Source organism: Lutibacter sp. B1, from assembly GCF_012524075.1.
Classification (GTDB): Bacteria; Bacteroidota; Bacteroidia; order Flavobacteriales; family Flavobacteriaceae; genus Lutibacter.
Map to the genome: position 1 here is coordinate 1 of NZ_JAAZUI010000089.1, position 1,403 is coordinate 1,403.

The following is a 1,403-nucleotide window of genomic DNA, read 5'->3' on the forward strand; positions in this document are numbered from 1 at the left end:
GAAGTAGTTTTCAAACTTTTTTATCTCAGTAATTTTTTCGGCTCGTGTCTCAGACAGTTTGAGATTTTAAACTCATAAAACTCAAATTAGGAATTTCAGGCTGAAATTCCCCCATTTTACCCAACGGGTTTGTATAAGATTAGTTGCGTGTTTCAAGCACCTAATTTAGCAAATACAAACCGAATAGAAAATCCGCGAGGATTTTCGTAAGTAGGCTAGAACCAAGCAATTAATTTTATACGGTGTTGGCAACTGGCTTTTCTTTCCGATTTCTATTTGTCAATCGAAACTAAAACTTTTTCAATTCCGAGTTTTTGCCATTCTCCATTTCTGAATTCTGGTCTTGACCTTAAATTTCCTAAAACTCCCGAAGTTTCTCTAAATCTGTTAGCATTCCAAACTTTTTGTTTAGATGTTCCATTTTTATAAAATGTCGTGATATATGCCGTTTTAGTCAATAAAAGTCTGCGTTTAAATTCCGATTCTGATGATGGATTTAATCCAATTGGCAAAATTCCATTTGAATAATCAATGTTTTTCGGTTCTCTGAATTGGCTTTTAGGTAATTCCGTTTGAGTTATTTCTGAATGTTTTCTCTTAATCTCAATTTTTAATTCTTTGAGAACAGAATCTATTAATTCTCCATCATATTCGTTTAAAAAATCTTGCTTTATTAATTCCGAAATTTTTTCTTTATAATTTTCGGATAATATTTTTTCTGTCAGTTTTTTGTGGTCTTCTTTTCGGTTTATTTTTTTCAGAGAGTTTAGTGTGAAAGATTTTAATAATTCTGTGCTGTAACTTTCTTTACTGAATAGCTCAACGAATTTTTCTCCTTTTTCGTTATCTGGTTTCAATTGTATGGTTTCGAGTAAAATAGGGTCATCTTGATTTATTAGATTTCCATCATAAAAGATTTGAATTCCTTGTCCAATTAAAATTCCGTATTCGAGTTTTAATTGTCGCATATAAGAAAATAACTGACGCTGAAAATTTGAATTTATTGGAATGCTCGGGAGTTTAATTTCAATCACGAATAATCTCTTATCTTCGGATTTAATGATGAAGTCAGGTCTTAATTTATTTACTGAACCAAATTGAAGTGAATGTTCTTTTTCGATTTCGCCTTTATATTCTTTCCAGTCTAAAATTCTCAAAGCTTGGATAACTTTTTGCCCAAAATCGGTTTCGCTTAAATCTGTCGGTAAATTTTCAGACAGTAAATATGCTATTTCATTCCATTTCTCTTTGTTCATTCTCGGTTTTTTTTAGCTTGTTGCCAACGTGTTTGTGTATGATTCAGTGCGTTAAAGTACGCGGCTGATTTTCCGCTAGGAAAATCTGCTGTATAAAAATGCGAAAACTTCTCGACTTGACCAAACCTAAGCATTGATTATAAACGG

1 protein-coding gene is annotated in these 1,403 nt (G+C 31.9%); it reads right to left on the minus strand.

The window, feature by feature from the left end:
* Positions 1 to 272: 272 nt before the first annotated feature.
* Positions 273 to 1,256: a type I restriction enzyme HsdR N-terminal domain-containing protein gene (locus HGB55_RS14940; protein WP_168817865.1), complete on the minus strand. Its 984-nt coding sequence runs from the start codon at positions 1,254 to 1,256 to the stop codon at positions 273 to 275.
* Between the last annotated feature and the right edge of the window lie 147 nt (positions 1,257 to 1,403).

Coding starts and splice junctions, on each gene's coding strand:
- HGB55_RS14940 (WP_168817865.1), bottom strand. CDS start 1,256: ATGAACAAAGAGAAATGGAATGAAATAGCATATTTACTGTCTGAAAAT.